Origin of the sequence: Variovorax sp. Varisp85 (assembly GCF_047304045.1) — a bacterium.
Lineage (GTDB): Bacteria > Pseudomonadota > Gammaproteobacteria > Burkholderiales > Burkholderiaceae_C > Variovorax.
The window spans coordinates 64,033-85,766 of the sequence record NZ_JBGLYN010000019.1; the positions used below are offsets into that span (position 1 = coordinate 64,033).

At 68.1% G+C, this 21,734-nt stretch carries 19 protein-coding genes; 6 read left to right on the forward strand and 13 right to left on the reverse strand.

Annotation, left to right across the window (positions count from 1 at the left end):
• Positions 1 to 16: 16 nt before the first annotated feature.
• From ACCC97_RS10430 to ACCC97_RS10475, 10 genes are all read right to left on the reverse strand, one after another.
• Positions 17 to 1,042: an NAD(P)-dependent oxidoreductase gene (locus tag ACCC97_RS10430; protein ID WP_413332691.1), complete on the reverse strand. Its 1,026-nt coding sequence runs from the start codon at positions 1,040 to 1,042 to the stop codon at positions 17 to 19.
• Positions 1,039 to 2,112 carry a LacI family DNA-binding transcriptional regulator gene (locus tag ACCC97_RS10435; protein WP_413332693.1) on the reverse strand — a complete coding sequence of 358 codons (1,074 nt, stop codon included), beginning with the start codon at positions 2,110 to 2,112 and terminating at the stop codon, positions 1,039 to 1,041. Before ACCC97_RS10435 ends, ACCC97_RS10430 begins: the two co-directional genes overlap by 4 nt.
• 140 nt (positions 2,113 to 2,252) lie before the next feature.
• Positions 2,253 to 3,854, reverse strand: a complete 1,602-nt coding sequence (locus ACCC97_RS10440; RefSeq protein WP_413332694.1) for an MFS transporter — start codon at positions 3,852 to 3,854, stop codon at positions 2,253 to 2,255.
• A 150-nt stretch (positions 3,855 to 4,004) separates the two neighbouring features.
• Positions 4,005 to 4,625, reverse strand: a complete 621-nt coding sequence (locus tag ACCC97_RS10445; RefSeq protein WP_413316212.1) for a membrane integrity-associated transporter subunit PqiC — start codon at positions 4,623 to 4,625, stop codon at positions 4,005 to 4,007.
• On the reverse strand, positions 4,622 to 6,265 hold the full coding sequence (locus ACCC97_RS10450; protein ID WP_007827637.1) for an intermembrane transport protein PqiB: 1,644 nt from the start codon (positions 6,263 to 6,265) through the stop codon (positions 4,622 to 4,624). Before ACCC97_RS10450 ends, ACCC97_RS10445 begins: the two co-directional genes overlap by 4 nt.
• Positions 6,262 to 6,981: a paraquat-inducible protein A gene (locus tag ACCC97_RS10455; protein ID WP_413332696.1), complete on the reverse strand. Its 720-nt coding sequence runs from the start codon at positions 6,979 to 6,981 to the stop codon at positions 6,262 to 6,264. The genes ACCC97_RS10450 and ACCC97_RS10455 overlap by 4 nt, the downstream gene beginning before the upstream one ends.
• The gene (locus ACCC97_RS10460) at positions 6,978 to 7,619 is read right to left on the reverse strand and encodes a paraquat-inducible protein A (RefSeq protein WP_413332698.1); all 642 of its coding nucleotides are present in this window, start codon (positions 7,617 to 7,619) and stop codon (positions 6,978 to 6,980) included. Before ACCC97_RS10460 ends, ACCC97_RS10455 begins: the two co-directional genes overlap by 4 nt.
• 70 nt (positions 7,620 to 7,689) lie before the next feature.
• On the reverse strand, positions 7,690 to 9,138 hold the full coding sequence (locus tag ACCC97_RS10465; protein ID WP_007827634.1) for an MFS transporter: 1,449 nt from the start codon (positions 9,136 to 9,138) through the stop codon (positions 7,690 to 7,692).
• Positions 9,138 to 10,352, reverse strand: a complete 1,215-nt coding sequence (locus ACCC97_RS10470) for a multidrug effflux MFS transporter (RefSeq protein ID WP_007827633.1) — start codon at positions 10,350 to 10,352, stop codon at positions 9,138 to 9,140. The genes ACCC97_RS10465 and ACCC97_RS10470 overlap by 1 nt, the downstream gene beginning before the upstream one ends.
• A 129-nt stretch (positions 10,353 to 10,481) precedes the next feature.
• Entirely contained in the window at positions 10,482 to 11,342 is an 861-nt protein-coding gene (locus tag ACCC97_RS10475; RefSeq protein WP_007827632.1) for a CmcJ/NvfI family oxidoreductase, read from the reverse strand.
• 296 nt (positions 11,343 to 11,638) lie between these two features.
• Between ACCC97_RS10475 and ACCC97_RS10480 the strand changes: the two genes are divergently transcribed.
• From ACCC97_RS10480 to ACCC97_RS10490, 3 genes are all read left to right on the forward strand, one after another.
• Positions 11,639 to 13,501 carry a M48 family metallopeptidase gene (locus ACCC97_RS10480; RefSeq protein WP_413332701.1) on the forward strand — a complete coding sequence of 621 codons (1,863 nt, stop codon included), beginning with the start codon at positions 11,639 to 11,641 and terminating at the stop codon, positions 13,499 to 13,501.
• A gap of 73 nt (positions 13,502 to 13,574) precedes the next feature.
• A complete protein-coding gene (locus ACCC97_RS10485) occupies positions 13,575 to 14,873 on the forward strand; it encodes an MFS transporter (RefSeq protein ID WP_007827629.1) in 1,299 nt (432 codons plus the stop codon).
• Positions 14,874 to 15,027: 154 nt separating this feature from the next.
• The gene (locus ACCC97_RS10490) at positions 15,028 to 15,189 is read left to right on the forward strand and encodes an HHHH-motif protein (protein WP_165403270.1); all 162 of its coding nucleotides are present in this window, start codon (positions 15,028 to 15,030) and stop codon (positions 15,187 to 15,189) included.
• A gap of 116 nt (positions 15,190 to 15,305) precedes the next feature.
• Here ACCC97_RS10490 and ACCC97_RS10495 read toward each other — a convergent pair whose 3' ends face one another.
• Positions 15,306 to 16,472, reverse strand: coding sequence for an MFS transporter (locus ACCC97_RS10495; RefSeq protein ID WP_042672536.1), 1,167 nt, complete (start codon positions 16,470 to 16,472; stop codon positions 15,306 to 15,308).
• Between the two features lie 78 nt (positions 16,473 to 16,550).
• Here ACCC97_RS10495 and ACCC97_RS10500 point away from each other — a divergent pair, with 78 nt between their 5' ends.
• Positions 16,551 to 17,438, forward strand: coding sequence for a LysR substrate-binding domain-containing protein (locus ACCC97_RS10500; RefSeq protein ID WP_413332704.1), 888 nt, complete (start codon positions 16,551 to 16,553; stop codon positions 17,436 to 17,438).
• A 76-nt stretch (positions 17,439 to 17,514) separates the two neighbouring features.
• Positions 17,515 to 18,738 (forward strand): MFS transporter, encoded by a 1,224-nt coding sequence (locus tag ACCC97_RS10505; protein ID WP_413332706.1) that lies wholly within the window; start codon positions 17,515 to 17,517, stop codon positions 18,736 to 18,738.
• Between the two features lie 17 nt (positions 18,739 to 18,755).
• Here the strand turns inward: ACCC97_RS10505 and ACCC97_RS10510 are convergent, their stop codons facing one another.
• Both ACCC97_RS10510 and ACCC97_RS10515 read right to left on the reverse strand, forming a co-directional pair.
• Complete coding sequence (locus ACCC97_RS10510; protein WP_007827622.1) at positions 18,756 to 19,292, reverse strand: methylated-DNA--[protein]-cysteine S-methyltransferase; 537 nt, start codon at positions 19,290 to 19,292, stop codon at positions 18,756 to 18,758.
• A complete protein-coding gene (locus ACCC97_RS10515) occupies positions 19,289 to 19,417 on the reverse strand; it encodes a hypothetical protein (protein WP_007827620.1) in 129 nt (42 codons plus the stop codon). The genes ACCC97_RS10510 and ACCC97_RS10515 overlap by 4 nt, the downstream gene beginning before the upstream one ends.
• A 517-nt stretch (positions 19,418 to 19,934) precedes the next feature.
• Here ACCC97_RS10515 and ACCC97_RS10520 point away from each other — a divergent pair.
• On the forward strand, positions 19,935 to 21,734 hold a 1,800-nt coding region (locus ACCC97_RS10520; protein ID WP_413332709.1), incomplete at its 3' end, for a secretin N-terminal domain-containing protein.

Genomic DNA, 21,734 nt, shown 5'->3' on the forward strand with positions numbered 1-21,734 from the left:
ACCCGTGCGGCGCCTGTCAGCGGGAAGTTCCCATCGAGGCTCGGGCACCCACGCCGAACGCTTGCCGCCAGCGGAATGCCTCGGCCGCATTGACCGCGCCCTGCGGTGCCCTGCCCTGGAAAATCTCCGCCAGCTGCGACACGGTCTCCATGGCCTGGTGCTCCACGGCCGGCGGCGTGAGTCCGCCGATGTGCGGCGTGGCGATCACGCGCGGGTGCGCCGCCACGCGCAGCGACGGCATCTGATCGGGTGCACGGCCCACGTCCAGCGCGCAGCCGGCAATGACTCCTGCATCGAGCGCAGCGAGCAGCGCGTCTTCATCCACGAGATCGCCGCGCGATGCATTGATGAAGAAGGCATGGGGCTGCATCGCTGCGAAGGCTGCGGCATTCATCATGTTCTCGGTCTCCCCGGTGGCGGCTGCGAGGCAGGCCACGAAGTCGGCTTGCGCCAGCAGCGCTTCGAGCGTCGCCTGTGCGAACTCGGCCCGGCCGGTTGCGGTGTGCGGGTCGTGCACGACGATGCGCATGCCCAGCGCCAGCGCGATGTCGCACAGGTAGCGGCCGATCTGCCCGTAGCCGATCACGCCCAGCGTGCTGCCACGCAGTTCGCGACCCATTGCCGATGCCACGGTCCGGCCTGCGTGGTAGCCCTCGGACGACGCGCTGATGTGCCGTCCCAGGTCGATCATTGCGCCCACGATCCACTCGGCCACCGCGGGAACGAACCCCGCGCTCGCCCGCGTGACCAGCACACCATGCCGGCTGGCCGACGCCACGTCGATGTTGCGGATGTCGATGGCGCAGCGCACGAAGGCTTTCAACTGCGGCAGCGCGGCGAACAGCGCCTCGTCGCCCGCCGTCTGGCGGTAGGAAACGATGGCGTCGCAGTCCCGCGCCCGTTCGGCCAGGTCGGCCGACGAAAGATCGGTGTCCGTGGGGTTGAAGCGCACCTGCGCGATGGCCTGCAAGGCGGCAGAGGCCCGGTCGCCGAAATAGTGCGCGAGCTTGCTCTGCGGATGGCTGACGAAAACCGTGGTCATGAAAAAAGCACCTGTCCGGCTGGCGACTCTCCGCGCAGCGGCGCCGCGACCGAATCGCGTGCCACCAGCGTGGGCGCAAAGACAAACTCCTGCGCCGGCAGCGACGGGTCCGACAGCCGGTTCATCACGCGCTCCACCATCACCTGCGCCATCTCGGGTACGGGCACGCGCACCGAAGTCATGGCGGGATACATCAGCGTCGATAGAAACACGTTGTCGATGCCGATGACCGACACGTCCTGCGGCACGGCAAGCCCGGCATCGCGAAAACCCGCCATCAGGCCGAAGGCCAGCAGGTCGTTCACGCCGATCACGCCGGTCGGGCGCTGTTTCGACTTCGCCATCAGCACCGCCTGCGTGCGGCCCAGTTCGCTCATCATCGAATCGCCGTACTCGTCGACCGGCAGGCCTTCGACCACCTGGGCGCTGCCTTCGAGGCCCGCAGTCCGGACGGCAGCGAGGAAGCCGTCGACCTTTTCGCTGCGGCTCATGGTGCGTCCGGAGGGCGTGACGAACGCCAGCCGCAGATGTCCCTGCTCGATCAGGTGCTGGGTGGCGAGGCGCGAGGTCTCGAAGTTGTCGACGGTCACGTGGTCGATGACCGAGGCCATGCCCGGCGTGGCGCGCCGGTCGTAGCTGACCACCACCAGCCCGCCCTCGGCGGCGGCCTCGACGTGCTGCTCGTCGAGCAGCGACGAGATGATGATCACGCCGCGCACGCCGTGCGCCATCAGGTCCTCGAAGAAATGCGCTTCCTTCGCGGCGTCGCGGTAGGTGTTGCCGATCATGATCCGGAAGCCGTAGCGCTCCTGCGCCAGCGTTTCGACTTCGCGCGCGATGAAGCCGTACATGGGGTTGGCCATCGACGGCACCAGCAGGCCGATCAGCGGCGTGTGCCCGGTCTTGAGCTGCCGCGCCGAGGTGTTGGGCCGGTATTTCAGATCGCGGATGGCGGCCTCGACGCGTGCCAGCGTTTCCTTGGCCATGCGATCGATGCGTCCGTTCATCACGTTCGATACGGTGCTGTTCGAAACGCCTGCCCGCCGAGCCACGTCGCTGATTCTGCTCATGGCATCTCCCCCTTCTGTCTTATGTTTTTCGAGTCGCTCCCCCGCGTGCATTGGCGGCCACGCGGAACACGCGGGCGCTTCCGCCAACGCACAACGAAGGTAACGGACTTCGTCGAGTCCCGCCTCCGTACCCGCCCTAGCTATTTCTCCGTGGCCGGCCTGGCCGCAGGCACCGCACCGATCATCAGCCAGGCACTCACCGCGCTCAGTACGGCCAGTCCCGCGCTCAGCAGCATCACCCAGCGAAAGCCAGCCACGAAGGATTCGGCCACGGCCCTTTTGAGGGCTGCCGCCGTGGCCGCATCCACGCCCGGCGGCAGCGCCGCGCCCGCCAGCTTGCTGCGCTCGCCTTCGAGAAAAGCCGCCACCTGCGCCGAAGCGCCCATGCCCCGCAGATGCTCTTCCAGCGCGACGTCGAAGGCCCAGGCCATGATTGCGCCGAACACCGCAATCGCCAGCACCGCCGCCGCACGCGACACGGCGTTGTTCACGCCCGAAGCCACGCCCGCCAGGTCCGGCCCGACCGCATTCATGACGGTGGTGGTCAACGGCGCCACCGTCACCGTCATGCCGAAGCCAAGCACCGCCACCGCCGGCAGGAAGCCGCTCCAGTAGCTCGCGCCGACGCCCGGCACGGCAAAGAGCGCAAAGCCGACCGCCGCAATCGAAGGCCCGATGACCAGCGGCAAACGCGGCCCGAAGCGGTCGACCAACTGTCCGGCCCAGCGCGAGAGCGCGAACATGGTGAAGATGAAAGGCAGCAGCGCCGCGCCCGCCACGGTGGCCGAGTAGCCCTGCACCTGGATCAGGTTGAGCGGGAAGAAGTACAGCCCGCCGCCCAGCGCCGCGTAAAGCAGCAGGGTCAGCAGATTCGCGCCGCTGAAGTTGCCGATGCGCAGCAAGGTCAGCGGCAGCATCGGCGTGCGCACCTTGCGCTCGGCGGCAATGAAGCCCGCGCTGCCCAGCACACCCAGGGCCAGCGCCCCGAGCACGGCCGGCGAACCCCAGCCTTGCGTGGGCGCCTCGATGAAGGCATAGACGACGCCGCCAAGCCCGGCCGTCGCCAGCAGCGCGCCCCAGAAGTCCAGCCTGCCGGTGGCCGATGCGCCGCGGCTCTCGGGCACGTGGCGCCACACGATCCACAGCACCAGCAGCGCCATCGGTACGTTGATGAAAAAGGCCCAGGTCCACGAGAAGTGATCGACCAGGAAGCCGCCCAGCACCGGCCCCACCGCCGCCGTGATGCCGCTGAAGCCTGACCATGTACCGATGGCCTTGCCGCGCTCCTTCTCGGGAAACGACGCGCTGATCAGCGCCAGGCTGCCCGGCACCAGCAGCGCGCCGCCGATGCCCTGCACCGCCCGCGCGGCAATGAGCTGCTGCACGGTGGCCGCGAGCCCGCAGGCCACCGAAGAGAGCGCGAAGATGCCGACGCCGATCGCGAAGATGCGCCGCCGGCCATAGCGATCGCCCAGTGCGCCGCCCACGAGCAGCAGTGCCGCCAGCAGCAAGGCATACGACTCGACCACCCATTGCGCCTGGAACGCTGTGGCCTGCAGCTCGGCCTGGATGGCCGGCAGCGCCACGTTGACCACCGTGCCGTCGATGAAGGCCATGCTCGACCCCACGACAGCCGCGCCCAGCACCCAGGGCTTGGAAGCCTCGGGACAGGTCCCCTCTTCCGCCCGCGCGCCATGCAGGATCAACGTGTCGTCGCAGGGAGCCTTGCCGATCTGTGCCATGGGATCTCCGTCGATTGGATTCCGTTTTGCTCCTTCCCCCTCTGGGGGAAGGTTGGGATGGGGGCTGCCCGCACGATACGCCATGCTCGATCGACCGCCGTCGCGCCCCAACCCCAGCCGTCCCCCGGAGGGGGAGGGAGAAAGACGAGGTCAGGTCGTCGCGCAGGCGGTGGCCGACGGATTCGCGCGCGCCGCATTCACGCTGCGCGCCATCGCTGCGGCCGCCGCCGACGCCACGCGCTGCGCCCCTTGCGCCACCGCGTCCATCCCGGTACCCACGGCCTCGCCGAGGTCCAGCTGGCACACCACCGTGCGTGCCTCGTCCGAACGCCGCAGCGTCCAGCCGAAACTGGCATCGACGCGCCCGCCATCGACCGCGTCGAACTGCCGCAGCTGCACCGCGATGCGCCACACCGGCTGCGAGCCCTGCCGGCCGCCCTTGGTCACGTCCAGCGCGCCGAGCCGCCCGGCGATGCCGCTGGCCAGTGCATCGCGCAGCTCGTTCTCGAACGAAGAGGCCCAGCGGTGCTGCTCCAGCACCTCGACCTGCACGCTGCCGTTGGGCTGGCGCACCACCATCTGCGGCCGCGCGAAGCGCTCGGGCACGGCCACGGGCGCGAGCTCGATGTAGAGCGGCGCGGCGCTGCCGAGCGTCGAAGGCGCAGCCTCGGCGGCGGCCACCGGGCTGGCCAGCGTGTAGTAGCTGTCGGGCTTGCTGGCGCAGCCCGCGAGCAGGGCCGCCAGCGCGAGGAAGGCTAGGTTCTTCTTCATTTCCTGTCGTCCGGTTTGCCGCGCAGCAGCGACTCGGGATGGCGTTCGAGGTAGTCGGTCAGCACGCGCACCGAGCCCGCGGCGCGCGTCAGCTCCTGCAGCGTCTGGCGCATGTCCTGCTGCAGCGGCGAGTCGTCGGCCAGCGTGCGCTCGGCCGAGCTCACGGTCTTGCGCACGTCCTTCATGGCCGCGGCCAGCTCGGGCGTGACGTCGTTGTTGATGCGGTTCACCGTCTGCTCGGTGGTCGTCAGCGTCTTGTTGAGCGCCGCGAGCGTGGTGCGCAGGTCGCCCGCGATCTGCTCATACGGCACCTTGTTGAGCTTGGTCGCGATTTCCTGCACCTGCGACTGAATCTCGTCGAGGCTGTTGGCCACGGTGGGCAGCTCGACCGGATTCTTCGTCAGGTCGATCTTGACCGGCGGCGCCTTCGGGAAGAAGTCGAGCGCCACGTAGACCTGCCCCGTCAGCAGGTTGCCGTTGCGCAGCTGGGCGCGCAGGCCCTTCTCGGCCAGGAAGCGCAGCCGCTCCTGCTGGGTGGCGCGCGATTCGGTGCCGCTCTCGCCGGCGCGGCGGCGCAGCCGGTCGGGGTAGACCTGCACCAGCACCGGCATGCGGAACTCGCGCTCGGCACGGTCGAACTCGACGCCGATCGATTTGACCTCGCCGATCACCACGCCGCGGAAATCCACCGGCGCACCCGGCGTCAGGCCGCGCAGCGACTGGTTGAAGTACATCAGCAGCGGTTGCGAAGGCCCGTCGGGCTCCTTCATGGCGGCGGCTTCGTCCTGCGCCAGCGCGAAGGCGGCATTCTCCTTCGCGACCGGGCCCATCGTGTCGTCGGGCGCCTGGAAGGCGATGCCGCCGAGCAGGATGGTCGCCAGCGACTGCGTGCGCAGCGTGAAGCCGCTGGCGCTGAGCTGCGCGTCGATGCCGCTGGCCTGCCAGAAGCGCGTGTTCATGCCCACGAACTTGTCGTAGGGCGAGTTCACGAAGACGCGCATGGTCACGCCGCGCCCATCGCCATCGAGTTCGTAGGCCGCCACCTGCCCTACCTTGATGCGCCTGAAGTACACCGGCGAGCCCACGTCTAGCGAGCCCACGTCGTTGGCGCGCAGCAGGAACTGCTTGCCCGAGTCGTCGCGCGTGACGATGGGCGGGGTTTCGAGCCCGGTGAACTCGCCCGCGGTGTCTTCCGACACGCCCGCGTCGGCGCCGATGTAAGCGCCCGACAGCAAGGTGTTGAGCCCCGAGATGCCCGAGGTGTCGAGCCGGGGCCGCACCACCCAGAAGCGCGAGTCCGCGGCGGTGAAGCCCTTGGCGTCCTTGTTGAACTGCACCAGCACGCGCACGTGCGAGCGGTCGCGCGCCAGCCGCAGATGGGTGACGAGGCCGATCTGCACGTCCTTGTACTTCACGGCGGTCTTGCCGGCCTCCAGCCCCTCGGCCGTCTTGAAGGTCAGCACCACCTCGGGCCCGCGCTCCAGCAGGATGCGTGCGACCAGCGTGATGCCGACCAGCGCAGCCACGATGGGAATCAGCCAGATCAGCGAGGGCAGCCATTCGCGCCGGCGCACCACGCGCGGCCTGGGCAGCGCGGGCGGGGGCGTCGGTTTGTCCTGGGGTTGGTCTTCTTCACTCATGCTGGTTTCTCGTCTCTGATTTCATGTCCCTGTGCCACTTCGCTGTCCCACGTGAGCTTCGGGTCGAAGCTCAGCGAGGCCAGCATGGTCAGCACCACCACCGACCCGAAGGCCGCGATGCCCACGCCCGCGGTGATGACCGCGAAACCCTGGATCTGCACCAGCCCGGTCAGCAGCGACACCACGAACACGTCGAGCATCGACCAGCGGCCGATGACCTCGATGATGTGATACAGCTTCGCCCGCTCGCGCCGGCGCCAGGTACTGCCGCGCTGCGCCAGCACCACGAGCAGGAAAAGCACCGCCAGCTTGAACAGCGGCACCAGGAAACTCGCGATGAAGACGATGGCCGCGAGGCCGTAGGCGCCCGACACCCAGAAATAGATCACCCCGCTCAGGATGGTGTCGTTCTGCGTGCCGAACAGCGTGCGCGTGATCATCACCGGCAGCAGGTTGGCCGGGATGTACATCATGCACGCCGCGATCAGCAGGGCCCAGGTGCGGTTCAGGCTCTGCGGCTTGCGCGTGTACAGGCGCGTGCCGCAGCGGCCGCAGGCCTCGCCCTCTTGGGCCCCCTTCCAGACGGCGGCGCAGTGCGGGCAGGCCGTGAGGCCGAGCGAGGCGGCGGTGGGGACATGCGCGTCTTCGTCGTGGAGGTCGTGAGCATCGTCGGCCTCGCGGGGTCCGCGCGGCCACGGGAAGGCGAACAGCTTCATGATGCCGGCGCTCCTTCATCCTGCGCCTCGCCCTTCGGTCGAAACGTCATTTCCCAGAACGCGCCGGGGTTGAACGACAGCACCACCGTCAGCATGACCGTGAGCGCCATGAAGGCCCACAGCGCCGCGCCCGGCACCACGGTCGCCATGCTGGAGAGCTTGACGATGGCCACCAGCACGCCGAGCAGGAACACTTCGATCATTCCCCAGGGCCGCAGCGACTGCATCAGCCGCACCAGCAGCGCGAAGCCCCCGGGCCGGCGCTCGCGACTCAGCGGAACCAGCAGGTACGCGAGGATGCACAGCTGCAGGAAGGGAAAAAGAATGGTCGTGGCCAGCACCAGCAGCGCCACCACCGACATGCCCTCGGCGCCCAGCGCCACCACCGCGCCGGCCAGCGTGGTCTGGCTGCGCAGGCCCTGAAGCTCGATCTCGACGATGGGAAACAGGTTTGCGATGGCGAACATGATCAGGCAGGCCACCGTCAGCGGGAGAATGCGGCGCTCCTGCCGGCCGGGGTGCCGGTCGAGCTCGGTGCCGCAGCGCGGACAGTGCGCCACGTCGCGCGGCTGCAGCGGCGTGCGGCTGTAGACCGCATCGCAACCCGGGCAGACCACGGTGTCAGGTACTTCCGTCATAGGTGAGTACCCTAACTCATTCAGCCGCCGGGGCCTGGAATTGAAACCAATTAACCGCCCTCGCCCGGCCCTACGTCCTGAGGCGCAGGGTGCTGAAAACCGCCGCCACCGCGGCACAGCTGGCTGCCAGCACCAGCGCCACCACCGGGCCATGCCCCCCGTGCGGGCTCCAGACACTGAAGACGCCCGCCAGCACCACCGCCCCCAGCGTCTGCCCGGTCAGCCGGGCCGTGCCCAGCATGCCGCTGGCCGCGCCGCTGCGGTGCGCGGGCGGAGAGGTCACGATGGTGTGGTTGTTGGGCGACTGGAACAGTCCGAAGCCCAGCCCGCACAGCGCCATGCGCCAGGCGATGTCGGCATCGCCCGGGTGCGCAGGCAGCGCCGCCAGCAGCGCCAGGCCGCTGGCCAGCAGGCCCAGCCCGATGCCGCCCAGCAGCCCGTCGGGGTAGCGGCCGATCAGGCGCCCGGCGATGGGCGCCATCACCACGATGGCCAGCGGCCATGCCGTGATCAGCAGCCCGGCCTCGATGTGGCTGCGCCCGTACACGTCCAGCAGCAGGAATGGCAGCGCGATGTAGGCCAGCATCTGAGCGCAGAACGCGGCGACCGAGGTGCCCATCGACAGCGCGAACACCGGAATGCGCAGCAGGTCGATGGGGAACAGCGGCACTGCCTGCCTGCGCTGGCGCTGCAGGTAGATGAAGCCGACCACCACCCCGGCCAGCAGGATGCCCCAGGCCGAGGCCTGCGAACCGCCAGCGCCCTGCACCGCCCCCTCGCGCACGCCGAGCCGGTCCACACCGAGGAACACGAGCGAGAACATCAGCACGTTGAGCGCCACGTCGACCGGCGAGAACCGCAGCCCCGCAGCCGGCGCCACGCGGTTGAACGGCAGCGCCCGCATGCCCAGCGCGAAGGTGACGATGCCCAGCGGCACGTTGATGGCGAAGAGCCACGGCCACGAGGCCACCGACAGGATGGCCGCAGCCACCGAAGGCCCGGCCACGGAAGACGTCGCGACCACCAGCGAGTTGATGGCCATGCCCTTGCCCAGCTGCGCCGACGGATACGTCAGCCGCACCAGCGCCGCGTTCACGCTCATGATGCCGGCGGCGCCCAGCCCCTGGAAGGCACGTGCGGCGATCAGCGTGCCGAGCGAATTGGCAAACGTGGCGGCCAGCGACGACAGCGCGAACACCGCCATGCCCACGAGGTACACGCGCCGGTAGCCCACGAGATCGCCCAGCGAAGCCAGCGGCAGCAGCATCACCAGCGTCGCGATCTGGTACGCATTGACCACCCAGATCGCCTGGGACGGGCTGGCCTGCAGCTCACGCGCGATGCCCGGCAGTGCGAGGTTGACGATGGTGCCGTCGAGCACCGCCACGATCAGCCCGAGGATGATGACCAGCATTGCCCAGCCGCGCTCCGGCAGGGCCAGCCCGTCCAAGGGTTTGCGGGCTGCATCGTCGTGGTCTTCGGCCACCGGGAGCCCGGCGCCTGCGCGTACCGTGTTCATCAGGCCCGCTGCGCCCTGCGCGCCTGTTCGGAGCCCACGCCGCCCAGCGTGAGCCAGGTCAGCACCAGTGCGATGAGCGCGCCACCGGCCATGCCGGCCACCATCGGCAGCGGCCGGCCGTCGGTGAAAAAGCCCACCACCGCCATCGCCAGTGCGCCCGTCAGCATCTGCAGCGTACCGAGCAGCGCCGAGGCGGTGCCTGCGATCGCGCCGTGCTTCTCGAGCGCCAGCACGCCGGTGGTCGGGATCACCAGTCCCATGAAGCCCGAGGCGATGAAGTACAGCACGATGAGCACCCAGAGGCTGTCGCCGCCCATCGCGAAGTAGGCGAACATCGCGAGCATTGCAACACCGCAGCACACCACGCCGAACTTCACGAGATTGACCAGCCCGTAGCGCTCGCCCAGCGAGCCGGTGAATTGCGAGGCCCCGATGAAGGCCGCCGCGTTCACGCCGAAGGCCACGCTGTAGAGCGCGGGCGACAGGCCGTAGTGGTCGATCATCACGAACGATGAATTCGCGAGGTAGGTGAAGAAGCCCGCCATCGCGAAGCTGCCGATGAACACCAGCCCGAGGTAGTGCGCGTCGCGCAGCAGCAGCCAGTAGGCTGACAACGCGCTGCCGAGGCTGCTCTCGACGCGTTCCGAGGCGGGGCGCGTTTCGTCGAGCAGCTTGACCATCATCGCGAGGCCCGCGACGGCCGCGACGGTCACGGCCCAGAACACGCCGCGCCAGCCCGCAACCGCGATCACCGCGCTGCCCGCGAGCGGCGCGAGGATTGGCGACACGCTGAACACCAGCATCAGCAGCGACATGAGCCGTGCGGCATCGGTGCCCGTGTGCAGGTCGCGCACCACCGCACGCGGGATCGCCATGCCGGCCGCGGCGCCCAGGCCCTGGACGAAGCGCAGCACGATCAGCGTCTGGATGTCGGTCGCCATCGCGCAGCCCACGCTGGCGAGCGCGAACAGCAGCAGCCCCGCATACAGCGGCGGCTTGCGGCCCACCATGTCGGAGATCGGCCCGTACAGCAGCTGGCCCGCGCCGAGCGACAGGAAGAAGGCCGTGAGGCTCATCTGCACGGCGCCGATGTCGGCGCGCAGGCTTTGTCCGATGGCGGGCAGCGCCGGCAGGTACATGTCGATGGCGAATGGCCCGATGGCCGAGAGCAGGCCCAGCAGCAGGGCCATCTTGAAGAAGGGGGAAGAACGCATTGAACCGATTGTCGTCAAGCACGGCAATCGCTGCAGGCGTGGGGTCTGCTTCTGGCCAGAGCTAATCCTGGCCAAAGAATCGCGCAGGCGCGAGGCTGCGAAGACTTCGCCCGGATGAACGGTTTCGACTTACTTGCCGGCGGGCCAGAACACCAGCGCGCGCAGTTCGATGCTGCGGCGAGGCGGCGCCTCGCGCGAACCGGTCGGGTCTTCGAACGCGGTGTGCGCGGTGAAGCGCGCCACGCCGTCTTCGCGCGAGTCGTAGATTTTCAGCAGCAGCGCCTCGTCGGGCCGCAGGCGCGGGAACCAGTACCACCGGTGGTTCGGGTTCCAGGTGAAGGAATAGATTTCGCCGACCTTGTCCGGATAGACGAGGTCGCTCGGCACCATGTCTTGCAGTGAAATGGAGCGTGTATCGCACAGCGCAAGCGGCAAGCGCTCGACCGTGGCCAGCGGGCGCCACAGGTTGATGATCGCGAAGCGCTGCTTCAGGCGTTCCTCGGCCTCTTCGGGGGGCAGATGGTCGCGCACGCGGCGCGGCGCGGAAACGAAAGTCTGATCGTTGTGCACGCGACGCACCGGCTCGCGCAGTTCGGCCGTGCGGCGCGAGCCTTGTGCGCTGTCACGCAGCGTGTGGTCGAACACGACGATCTTCTCGGCACCGGTGAGGTCGCGCAGCAAGGCCTCGGACTCGCGGTAGTAGATGTCGCGGATCGTTTCGTCACGCGAGAAATCGGCGAGCGCGCTGCGATGCGAAATCTGCGTGAAGCCGCTGCGGTCCAGCGTCAGTTCGTTCAGCGCCACCAGCGGGCGGCCATCGCGGATCGTCACGCGGCGCGGCTCCAGTTCGCCAGCCACCCAGGGCGTGCCCGGCGGCGGCTCGAAGGTGTAGCTCACGGGCCGGCCCTGGCCCGCCTTCAGGTAGTTGAGCTCCGCCACTACCGAAGGCAGCGTGGCTGCCAGCATCTGTCCGTTTGACCCAGCACTCATGCGATGCGACTCCTCGAAACGATTGCTCGAATGGCCGCGAGCCTGAAATGGGAAGAAAGCACAGAAGAAGTGATGACGAAGCTTGCGGCCACGGATGATCGCCAAGGCTATACCTGCACCCCGCGAATCAGAAGAATGCAAAGGGCATAACCTTGCTCGGCGGCTGGTCGGTGCCCCGCGCCGCTTGACGCTGCAGCAGGCTTCACTCCACGCGCCGCACCCGCTACCCTATCGCCTTTCCGGACCGCCCCACAACAACTCACAGCATCCGCTATCCAGGAAGGAGCATCACTCTTATGGCCCTCGCCCGCACGATCCACGCAGACCTCTTGCGCGTTTTCGTTCTCACGCTCGTGTCACTGTTCGCCATTCCCGCGGCAACGCTGGCCTTCACCGAATACGCGCTGCGTTCGCAGGATGCGGCGTTCCTGCAATCGATAGAGAAGCGCATCGCCGGCGATGCGCAGCTCTCGTCCAAGGACAAGGCCGAAGCCACCGATTTCTATCGCAGCCATCCGCTTTCCAGGGCCTGCGACGCCACCGCGCCGGAAGACAGGAACTTCCACGACAAGGTGTGCAGCCCCTACTCGATGCAATGGCAGTTCCACTGGGCCGACCGCGCCGCTGTCTGGACCATCGTGCTCGGTGCTGCGCTGCTCGCGGCGGCGCTGGTGCTGGGCGCGCTGGCCTTCGCCAACCGCGGGTTGCGCTACGCCAGCTTCGTCGCGGGCTGGCGGCTGATGACGGTGTCGAGCGCGCTCGAGGTCGTGCTGCAAAGCGCGATGCTGGTGTGGCTGTCGTTCTGGCTCACGGCCTATTTCTGGCAGAGCTACTACGTCAAGCTGATCGCGCTGGCGGGCATCATGGCCGGGGCCGCGGTGTTCTACGCGATCTACACGCTGTTCAAGAAGCTGCCCTGGGGCAACGAGATCGAGGGCGAGCTGATCGCGCAGGCGGACGCACCGCGCCTGTGGGAGCGCATCCGCCAGCTGGCAGGCCGCGTGAAGACGGCGCCACCCGACCAGATCGTGGCCGGCATCGACACCAATTTCTTCGTGACCGAGGCACCGTGCGAAGTCAGGGGCCGCACCCTGCAGGGCCGCACGCTGTTCGTCAGCCTTCCGCTGCTGCGCGTGCTCGACCAGGCCGAGGCCGATGCGGTGCTCGCGCACGAGCTGGCACACCTGGGCGGCGGCGACACCCGCAGCAGCGCGGCGCTCGGCCCCAAGCTGCTGCAGTTCGACCAGTACACCTGGAAGATGCGCAGCGGCGGCCTCACCATCGTGGCGCACTACCTGCTGCGGCTGTACCGCATGATCTTCGCGTTCGCCCTGGCGCGAGACAGCCGCGAGCGCGAATACAAGGCCGACCGCGTGGCCGCCGGCCTCACGGCGCCGCAGGCCATCGTGCAGTCGCTCATCAAGATCTCCGCCTATGCGAGCTACCGCAACGACGTCGAGCACAAGCTGTTCGCGCAGAACCGCGAGCATGACGGCGCACTGGGCATCGCCCGCTTCGTGGCGGACGGCCTGCCGCCCTACGCCAGCTCCGAAGCGTTCATCGAGGCGATGAAGACCGCCGACGTGCCGCACCCCTACGACAGCCACCCTCCGCTGCTGGAGCGCATGCGCAACGTCGGCCACCACGTGCCCGAGAGCGCCTACGGCGCCATCGTCGCGACCGCACCGCAAGCCTCGTGGGCCGACGACATCGAGACCGCCCCCGCCATCGAGCAACGCCTGTGGAGCGACTACGAGCAGCGCTTCGTGCAGAACCACGAGCTGAGCCTGGCCTACCGCTACGAGCCGGCCACCGAGGAAGAGCGTGCCATCGTGCTGCGGCACTTTCCACCGGTCGGCTTCGCGCTGAAGAACGGCGACCGCATCGACATCACCTATGCCGGCATGCACCCCAGTGCCGACGGCGGCTCGACGATCGCGTGGGACGAGGTCAAGGGCCTGACCTACAAGGACGGCAGCTTCGGCGACACGCTCATCGTCACCCACCACGACAAGGGCATGCTGGGCGCGCGCACCACCAAGGTGAAGCTCGCGGGCCTGGGCAAGCAGAAGGAAAACTTCAAGGCCGCCACCGGGCACTACTGGCAGCGGCACCAGATCATGAGGGCGCAGCAAAAGCAGCAGGAACAGCAGCCTTGACACCCCGGCGGCAATGCCCGCCCTTCCCCCTTCCCGACCAGCTCCATAAAACCATCCAACACCGGAGACACCCATGAATACCGTCGAACAAAGAGCCATCTCCAAGATCAGCTGGCGGCTCCTGCCGCTGCTGATGATCAGCTACTTCATCGCCTACCTCGATCGCGTGAACCTCGGCTTTGCAGGCGCGGCCATGTCCAAGGACCTGGGCTTCACCGCCGCCGTGTTCGGCAGCGCGGCTGGCATCTTCTTCCTGGCCTACTTCCTGTTCGAGGTGCCAAGCAACCTGGCGCTGGAGCGTTTCGGCGCGCGCCGCTGGATCGCCCGCATCATGTTCAGCTGGGGCATCCTCTCGGCGGCCCAGGCATGGGTGGGCGGCTCGACCAGCTTCAACATCGTGCGATTCCTGCTGGGCATTGCGGAGGCCGGCTTCTTTCCGGGCGTCATCTTCTACATCACGCTGTGGTTCCCGGCGGCGTACCGCGCGCGCATCGTCGGCTGGTTCATGTTCGCCATTCCGATCTCGACCGTGATCGGCTCGCCGATCTCGGGCTACATCCTGAACATGGACGGCATCGGCGGCATGCATGGCTGGCAGTGGCTGTTCATCCTGGAGGCGCTTCCTTCGCTGATCCTGACCTTCTTCGTGCTGATGTACCTGCCCGACGGCCCGAAGGATGCCAAGTGGCTCACCAAGGAAGAGCACAGCTGGCTGGAACAGACACTCGACACGGAGCGCCGCAACCGCGAGGCGATCAACCCGATCTCGTGGAAGCAGTCGCTGCTGAACCCGCGCGTGATCGGGCTGGGCTTCGTCTACATGGGCATCACCGTGCCGCTGTACGGCCTGAGCTTCTTCCTGCCGCAGATCATCAAGGGCTTCGGCGGGCTGAGCAACGTGGAGATCGGCTTCATCAACGCCTTCCCGTACCTGGTCGGCGCCATCGCCATGCTGTTCTGGACGCGTGCCTCCGACGCGCGCAAGGAACGCAAGTGGTTCCTGCTGATTCCGCTGGCCTGCATCTTCATCGGCCTGGTGCTGGCCGCCCAGACCAGCGCGCCCATTCCGAAGATGGCCGCCGTGACGCTCGCCGCCTTCGGCATCTTCAGCGCACTGCCCACCTTCTGGACCCTGCCCACCGCCATCCTGAGCGGTACGGCGGCTGCGGCGGGCATTGCGTGGATCAACTCCATCGGCAACCTGGGCGGCTATATCGGCCCGACGATCTTCGGCGCGCTGAAAGACAGGATGGGCAACGACATCTACGCGGTGATCTTTCTGGCGCTGCTGTCTGCGGTGGCGTTCGGGCTGGTGCTGATCATCGGGCACGACGCGCGCACGGAGCAGGCGGCGCTGCCCGGGCAGGCCTGATACGGGTTAGCCCCAACATTTCGGTCCCATTGATCTGTGCGATTTTTCACGCCTAGTTCGTACAAAACGTCATCCGAATGTGAACTCTGATCGTTTTTCAAGAGCGCCCGTTGAATGACGCATTTCTTCGATGTCTTTGCTTAGAAAGAACCCCATGAAGACCAAGCAGCTCATCCTCTCCAGCATCCTCGCGTTCGCCGGCCTCGCCATGCTGGCACCGAGCATCGCCTCGGCAGCGCCGTACCACCCCAAGAAGCACAAGGTGTGCAAGTGGGATGCACGTCATCACCACCGTGTTTGCCACTGGGTGCGTTGATTCTGTCGGTGCAGACCGCTCCAGGAAGCCCGCTGATGCGGGCTTTTTCTTGGGCGAACGTCGATGGAGTAGCAGTGTGGTCATGGCGATGATTCCTGAAGGAGGCATGTGGCCGGTCAACCGGCCGTGCGCGCGGCTTCGGCTTCAGGTGGCGATGCACTCCAGCCGCAGGCCAGCGCCATCAGCGCGAGCAGCGAGGCAGCCACGCCATAGATCCACGGCGGCGACGCGACCGGCAGCAGCAGGCCCGCGATCAGCGGCCCGGTGCCGGCGCCGATGTCGCGCCACACGGAGCGGGCCGCCAGCGCCTGCAAACGCTCCGGCCCCGGCGTGCGGCGGGCCACGATGGGCGGCAACAGCGGCAGCTGCAGGGCGCGCAGCACCACGATCAGCGCCGCGCAGCTCCACAGCCAGCCGAGGCCGAAGCCCACGAGCGCGATGGCGGTGACGAGCGACAGGCTCACAAGCAAGCGCTCGGCGCCGAAATGCTCTGCCATGCGCCCGCCCACCGGGCTCAGCAGAATCTCCGCGAGGTAGCGCAACGCCATCAGTACGCCGGCCACGATCACGGCGCCGCCCGGCAGCAGGTCCTTGCCCAGGTAAGAGAGGCCGACGATGAAGAGCCCGTCGAGCGTCAGCCCTTCCATGAACGACCAGCCGTCCAGGCTGTTGGGCAGCTTGAAGCGCTTCGCCGGCCTGGTCACGGGATGCGGCGCCGCCGGAAGCCGCCGCGTGACGCACCACGCAAGCAGCGAGAACACCGCGAGGATGCCGAAGATCGCGCGCGGCCCCGTCCAGTGCGCCAGCAACGCGCCCAGCGGCAGCGCGAGCACCGGCCCCACCGCAATGAAGGCGCGCGAACGCCCGTTGCGCCGCGCGGCACCCACCGGGTCGGCCGTGGCCAGCGCCTGCGTCGACAGGTTCAGCGCCGCGAAGCACAGGCCCCACATCAGCCGCAGCGGCAGCAGCGCCCAGAAGCCCGAAAGCGTGGCGTAGCCCAAGCCGCACACGGCAGCCGCCACCACCGCAATGGTGCAGGTCAGCCGGTCGCCGTTGCGGGCGTAGAAGCGCGCGACGAAACCATAGCCGGCGATGCGCACCAGGCGGTTGGCCGCGAGCAGCATGCCGGTCTCGGCAAGCGTCACGCCGAACTGGCTGGCGTACATCGGCAGCAGCAGGTAGAGCACCACGTCGGCCGGCAGTGAAAGGCCGAGAGCCATCGCCGCGTGGCGGGAATTCAGGTCGGTGGACGTGGGGCTGGAAGCGGGTCGGGTGCGAGACATCGAGCGCTGATGGTGCGCCGCCGCCTGCCCCGCCGACAAACGACATTAACGCCCGTCATGCGTGAGAAAATTGCACGCATGCCGCTTCGAGAGCCTCCCCTCAACGCCGTGCGCGCCTTTACCGCCGCGGCACGTCACCTGAGCTTCACGCGTGCGGCGCTCGAGCTGCACGTCACGCACAGCGCGGTGAGCCGGCAGATCAAGAGCCTGGAGGAGTTCCTTGGCATCTCGCTGTTCGAGCGCCGCATCCGGCAGGTGGCGCTGACTGCCGAGGGACAGCAGTTCTTCGCGGAGGTGGAGCCAGCGCTTGCACAGATCGGCGCGGCGGCGCGGGCGCTGCAGTCGCGGGAGGCGGCCCGCGCGGTGCGGATCAACGTGCGCCCTTCTTTCGCGGTGCGCTGGCTCATTCCACGCCTGCCCTCCTTCGTCGAGCGCCACCCCGACATCGAGCCGCAAGTCGTCACCAGCACCGTCATGCCCGAACAGGCCGTCGGCAGCTTCGACATCGCGGTGCGTCGCGGCCTGGAAGGCTGGCCGTCCTCGATGGGGGTGCAGCCCTTTCTCGAAGACGAGGTGCTGGTGGTCGGTGCGCCCTCGCTGTTCAAGGCCCATCCGTTGGACGACCTGCGCGCGCTCGCCTCACACGTGCTGCTGTCGGCCAGGACCCGCAAGGACGACTGGGACGACTGGAGGAAGCAGGTCGGCGCGCCGCGCGCGCGGCCGGCGGGCCGGCTGCAGTTCGACCACCTGCACTTCGTGCTGCAGGCCGCGGTCGATGGGCTTGGCATTGCGCTGGCGCCGACATCGCTGGTGGCGCACGACCTGGCCTCGGGCCGCCTGCAGTCGCCGCTGCCCACGCTGCGCATGCCGCTGGAGCGGTACTACTACGGCCTGGCGCCCGATGCCGCGCCGGAAGCGGCGTACATGGCCGAATGGTTCGTGGAGATGCAGGCCCAGGGCGCGTAGTCGATCGGCGTGCGGCGGATGCTCGTGCGTCCGGAAACGGCCGGCGCCACGAGCTCGCCGCTCGCAAGATGAGTGCATGCCCCCTACATTCCTTCCCCCCTCCTTCCAGAACCTGGCCTGGTCCAACCTTGCCGCGCAGTCCGCCGAGCAACTGAGCCTTGCGGCCGTGCCACTGGTTGCCGTGCTGGCGCTCGGCGCAGGGCCGGGCGAAATCGGCTTTCTCGCGGCGGTGCAGACACTGCCCTTCCTGCTGGTCTCGATGCCCATGGGCCTGCTCGCGGACCGCATGTCGCGGCGGCAGCTGATGGTCTGGGCCGAGGGGCTGCGGGCGGTGTCGCTGCTCGTGTTGCTGGCGATGGTGTTCGCGTCGAAGCTCAGCATCGGCTGGCTGGCCGCGCTTGGTTTCCTGGGCGCGGTGGGCACCGTGGGCTTCAGCGTCGCGGCGCCCGCGCTGGTGCCGGCACTCGTGCCGCGTGAGGCGCTGGCCGTGGCCAACGGACGGCTCGAACTGGCGCGCAGCGCAGCATTCACCGCCGGCCCCGCGCTCGCGGGCTCACTGGTGGCGTGGGCCGGTGCGTCTGCCGCGTTCGTTCTGGCTGCGGTGCTGTCAGTGGCGGCCGTGGGCCTGCTGCTGCGATTGGGCGAGGTGCCCCGCGCACCCGCCTCCGGACGGCATCCGCTGCTCGAGGTGCGCGATGGCGCGCGCTTCGTCTGGCGGCACGAGATGCTGCGCCCGATGCTGATGACCGGCGCGGTCTTCAACATCTCGTGGTTCGTGCTGCAGGCCGGCTACGTGCCCTATGCGGTGCGGGTGCTTGGCCTGGGCGCGCAGGCGGTCGGCCTCACGCTGGCGATGTATGGCGCGGGCATGGTCGTCGGCGCGCTGCTGACGCCGCGCGCAGTGGCGTGCCTGGCGTTCGGCCGCGCGATCCAGGTCGGGCCCGCGGTCGCGGTTGTTGCAGCGGCGGCGATGGCGGCCACGCTCGTCGTACCGACCGCCGCGCTGGCCGCGCTCTCGTTCTTTCTGTTCGGCGCGGGTCCGATGGTGTGGGTCATTACCACGACCACGCTGCGCCAGAGCGTGACGGCAGCGACGATGCTGGGCCGGGTGTCGGCCGTGTTCCTCACGATCAATGCGGGGGCGCGGCCCATCGGCGCAGCACTGGGCGGCGTGGTCGGGGCCGCCTGGGGCGAGCCGGCCTGCCTGCTGCTGGCGCTCGCAGGGTTCGTGCTGCAGGCGGCGATCATCTTCGCGTCGCGCATTGCGGGGCTGCATCGGTTGCCGGTGCCGGTCACCTGAGCTGCGGGGAAGCGCCGCTAAAAAAGCGAAGCCATCCCGTTAGGCCGCGCATCCTCGATGTCGAGCATGCGCAGCTTGGTCAGCGCGCCGCCGCCGGCCGAGAAGCCGCCGGGCTTGTTGCCCGCCGCCAGAACCCGATGGCAAGGCACCACCGGCGCGAACGGGTTGTGGCCCATGGCCTGGCCCACGGCACGCGACAGGCCCTTGTCGCCCAGCTCCTCGGCGATCTCGCCATAGGTGCGCGTCTGCCCAGGTGGAATGCGCCGTGCGATCGCGTAGATGCGCTGGTGAAACTCAGACACGCCGCGCATGTCGAGTTCGATGTGGCCCAGGTCGTCGTGCACGCCTTGCAGCAGGCCCTGGATGGCGGTGATGGCGCGTTGCGCCGCCTCGCTCGGCGGCCCTTCGCTCAGTTCAGGGAAGCGTTGCTTCATCCGCGCCCGCGTGGCTGCCTCGCCCTTGTCGGCAGGCAGTTGCACGCCGACCAGTCCGCGCGGTCCCCAGGCCAAGGCGCACATGCCGATGGAAGTCTCGAACAAGGCAAACCCGGTCATGACGTCTCCTGCAGCGCATATGCAATGCGAGTGATGCCGAGCGACACCGCCGCGCCCATCGACAGCGCGAACGCGAGCCGCAGCGTGGGCTGTACGGGGACGGAGGAAGTGAGCGTCATCGACATCGAAACGGGCGGTCTGCCATTCTGTGCCCTCGGCAATTACCCTGAAAGCTGAGTATCTGAATTCCATTTTTCATGGCTGGCGCAAAGTACACGTTTTGGCAGACAATCGGCGCGCAAAGTTACCGAATGACACATGTGCCCTCGTCGCCGGAAGAACCGCATCTTTTGTGGGCGAGGACGGGCAGTGAATGCGAACGCGACTCTTGAGGGTCGACGAAGCCGCAGCGGCGTGTGATCGACATCCAAATTTAAACCGCCGTTGACGCGTATCTCATGCTGCTCCCTTTTCCCGTGCGCTTGCCGCGTGCCACGATGAATCCCCCGTCCGTCGCACTGACCAAGGGTTCGACCTCGCTCGGCCTGAGCAGGCTTACGCTGTCGGTTGAACCGTATGCCGTGATGGTGCTCGGCCATTCGATCTGAAACGAACCACGCACAAGTGGAAGACTCTGCGCACGCGATGCGCCCCTTCCCTTCTCGATTGCAGGACAACAACAAGTTGTCTCGGCGCTGGCGCATGAGGAGGTCGATCGTCATTGCGCGCTGCGTTCGCGCCGTGTGCTTGAGCCTGCTTGCCGCCGGCACGTTCAGCGCCGCCTGTGCGCAAAATTCGATCAAGGCGGTTGCAGCCTCCATCCAACAGGGCGTCGAGGTGATCCAGATCGATCTGGCGCAATCGCTCGCCGCCGTGCCCAGCGGGTTTTCAGTCCAGAGCCCCGCGCGCATCGCACTGGATTTCCCCGGCGTCGCAAGCGATGTCGGACGTGCGGCCATCGAAGTGAATCAACCCAACCTGCGCTCGATCAATGTGGTTCAGGCAGGCGAGCGCAGCCGGGTGGTATTGAATCTCAGGCAGCCGACGCCGTACAAGGCAGAGATACGAGGCAATTCGCTGCGGGTCACGCTGCAGACCGTTGCCGAGACACGGTCGCCGGAGACATCCGCATCGACAGACGCTGCAGTGGCGCCTGTTCGCGGCGGGCCGATCACGCTGAACTTCTCCAATGCCGACATCGAGGCCGTGGCCCGCACCATGGCGGTGGTCACCGGCCGCGACGTGGTGGTCGACCCGCGCGTCAAGGGCACGATGAACCTCGTCACCGACCGCGCGATCCAGCCGGCCGCCGCCTTCGACCAGTTTGCCGCGGCGCTGCGCCTGCGGGGCTTCGCGTTGGTGGAAGCCGACGGCCTCTACAAGGTGGTGCCCGAGGCCAGCGCCAAGCTGCAGAGCAGCACCGTCAACACCTCCATCAGCGCCACCGCGTCGAGCGGCAGCAACCAGATCGTCACGCAGATCTTCCGCCTCAACTACGAGTCGCCGAACAACCTGCTGCCGGTGCTGCGCCCGCTGATTCCGCCGAACAACACCATCAACGTGAACCCGGGCAACAACTCGCTCGTGATCACCGACTACGCCGACAACATGCGCCGGCTGGCGCGCATCATCGCCTCGCTCGACGTGCCGAACGCGTCCGACATCGAAGTCATCCAGCTCAAGCACTCGGTCGCCACCGACATGGTGCCGCTGGTGCAGCGCCTGGTCGACGGCGGCAGTGCCGCCGCCCCGGGCGGCGCAGCACCCGGGGCGACGGATGCCTCGTTCCGCACCACGCTGCTGGCCGATCCGCGCAGCAACTCATTGATCCTGCGCGCGGCCAATCCGGCGCGCGTGGCGCTGGTGCGCACGCTGGTCGACAAGCTCGACCGCGCGCCCAGCGAAAGCAGCAACGGCGCGGCCGGCAACATCTACGTGGTCTACCTGAAGAACGCCGATGCGGTGCGGCTGGCAGCCACTCTGCGCGCCGCGATGGCGGCGAACCAGCAGAGCACCACGCCGGGCGCAGCCGGTGGCGCAGGCGGCGGTGCCGTGCCGCAACAGAGCGCGCCGCAGGCCATGCAGGTGAACCTGAACAACAACCAGGGCGGCGGCTCGGCCGCGGCCAACGCCCCGCTCAACAACGCCAACCAGCCCTCCACCGGCGGCCAGATCCAGGCCGACCCGTCGACCAACTCGCTGATCATCACGGCGCCCGAGCCGCAATACCGCCAGATGCGCGCGGTGATCGACCGGCTCGACGGGCGCCGCGCCCAGGTCATGATCGAGGCGCTCATCGTCGAGGTCAGCGCCAACAAGGCCGCGAACTTCGGCGTGCAGTGGCAGAGCGCGCTGGGCAACAATGCGGTCATCGGCACCAATTCCAGCCTGAACAAGACGAACATCCTGGCGCTGACCCAGGCGTTGGCCACCCGGAATGCCGCCGGCCTGGCGACGTCGATCCAGCCGGGGCTGAACCTGGGCATCGCCGGCAAGATCGGC

Excerpts from the sequence above, each read along its gene's own strand:
- ACCC97_RS10430 (WP_413332691.1), bottom strand. The coding sequence starts at position 1,042 with ATGACCACGGTTTTCGTCAGCCATCCGCAGAGCAAGCTCGCGCACTAT.
- ACCC97_RS10435 (WP_413332693.1), bottom strand. The coding sequence starts at position 2,112 with ATGAGCAGAATCAGCGACGTGGCTCGGCGGGCAGGCGTTTCGAACAGC.
- ACCC97_RS10440 (WP_413332694.1), bottom strand. The coding sequence starts at position 3,854 with ATGGCACAGATCGGCAAGGCTCCCTGCGACGACACGTTGATCCTGCAT.
- ACCC97_RS10445 (WP_413316212.1), bottom strand. The coding sequence starts at position 4,625 with ATGAAGAAGAACCTAGCCTTCCTCGCGCTGGCGGCCCTGCTCGCGGGC.
- ACCC97_RS10450 (WP_007827637.1), bottom strand. The coding sequence starts at position 6,265 with ATGAGTGAAGAAGACCAACCCCAGGACAAACCGACGCCCCCGCCCGCG.
- ACCC97_RS10455 (WP_413332696.1), bottom strand. The coding sequence starts at position 6,981 with ATGAAGCTGTTCGCCTTCCCGTGGCCGCGCGGACCCCGCGAGGCCGAC.
- ACCC97_RS10460 (WP_413332698.1), bottom strand. The coding sequence starts at position 7,619 with ATGACGGAAGTACCTGACACCGTGGTCTGCCCGGGTTGCGATGCGGTC.
- ACCC97_RS10465 (WP_007827634.1), bottom strand. The coding sequence starts at position 9,138 with ATGAACACGGTACGCGCAGGCGCCGGGCTCCCGGTGGCCGAAGACCAC.
- ACCC97_RS10470 (WP_007827633.1), bottom strand. The coding sequence starts at position 10,352 with ATGCGTTCTTCCCCCTTCTTCAAGATGGCCCTGCTGCTGGGCCTGCTC.
- ACCC97_RS10475 (WP_007827632.1), bottom strand. The coding sequence starts at position 11,342 with ATGAGTGCTGGGTCAAACGGACAGATGCTGGCAGCCACGCTGCCTTCG.
- ACCC97_RS10480 (WP_413332701.1), top strand. The coding sequence starts at position 11,639 with ATGGCCCTCGCCCGCACGATCCACGCAGACCTCTTGCGCGTTTTCGTT.
- ACCC97_RS10485 (WP_007827629.1), top strand. The coding sequence starts at position 13,575 with ATGAATACCGTCGAACAAAGAGCCATCTCCAAGATCAGCTGGCGGCTC.
- ACCC97_RS10490 (WP_165403270.1), top strand. The coding sequence starts at position 15,028 with ATGAAGACCAAGCAGCTCATCCTCTCCAGCATCCTCGCGTTCGCCGGC.
- ACCC97_RS10495 (WP_042672536.1), bottom strand. The coding sequence starts at position 16,472 with ATGTCTCGCACCCGACCCGCTTCCAGCCCCACGTCCACCGACCTGAAT.
- ACCC97_RS10500 (WP_413332704.1), top strand. The coding sequence starts at position 16,551 with ATGCCGCTTCGAGAGCCTCCCCTCAACGCCGTGCGCGCCTTTACCGCC.
- ACCC97_RS10505 (WP_413332706.1), top strand. The coding sequence starts at position 17,515 with ATGCCCCCTACATTCCTTCCCCCCTCCTTCCAGAACCTGGCCTGGTCC.
- ACCC97_RS10510 (WP_007827622.1), bottom strand. The coding sequence starts at position 19,292 with ATGACCGGGTTTGCCTTGTTCGAGACTTCCATCGGCATGTGCGCCTTG.
- ACCC97_RS10515 (WP_007827620.1), bottom strand. The coding sequence starts at position 19,417 with ATGTCGATGACGCTCACTTCCTCCGTCCCCGTACAGCCCACGCTGCGG.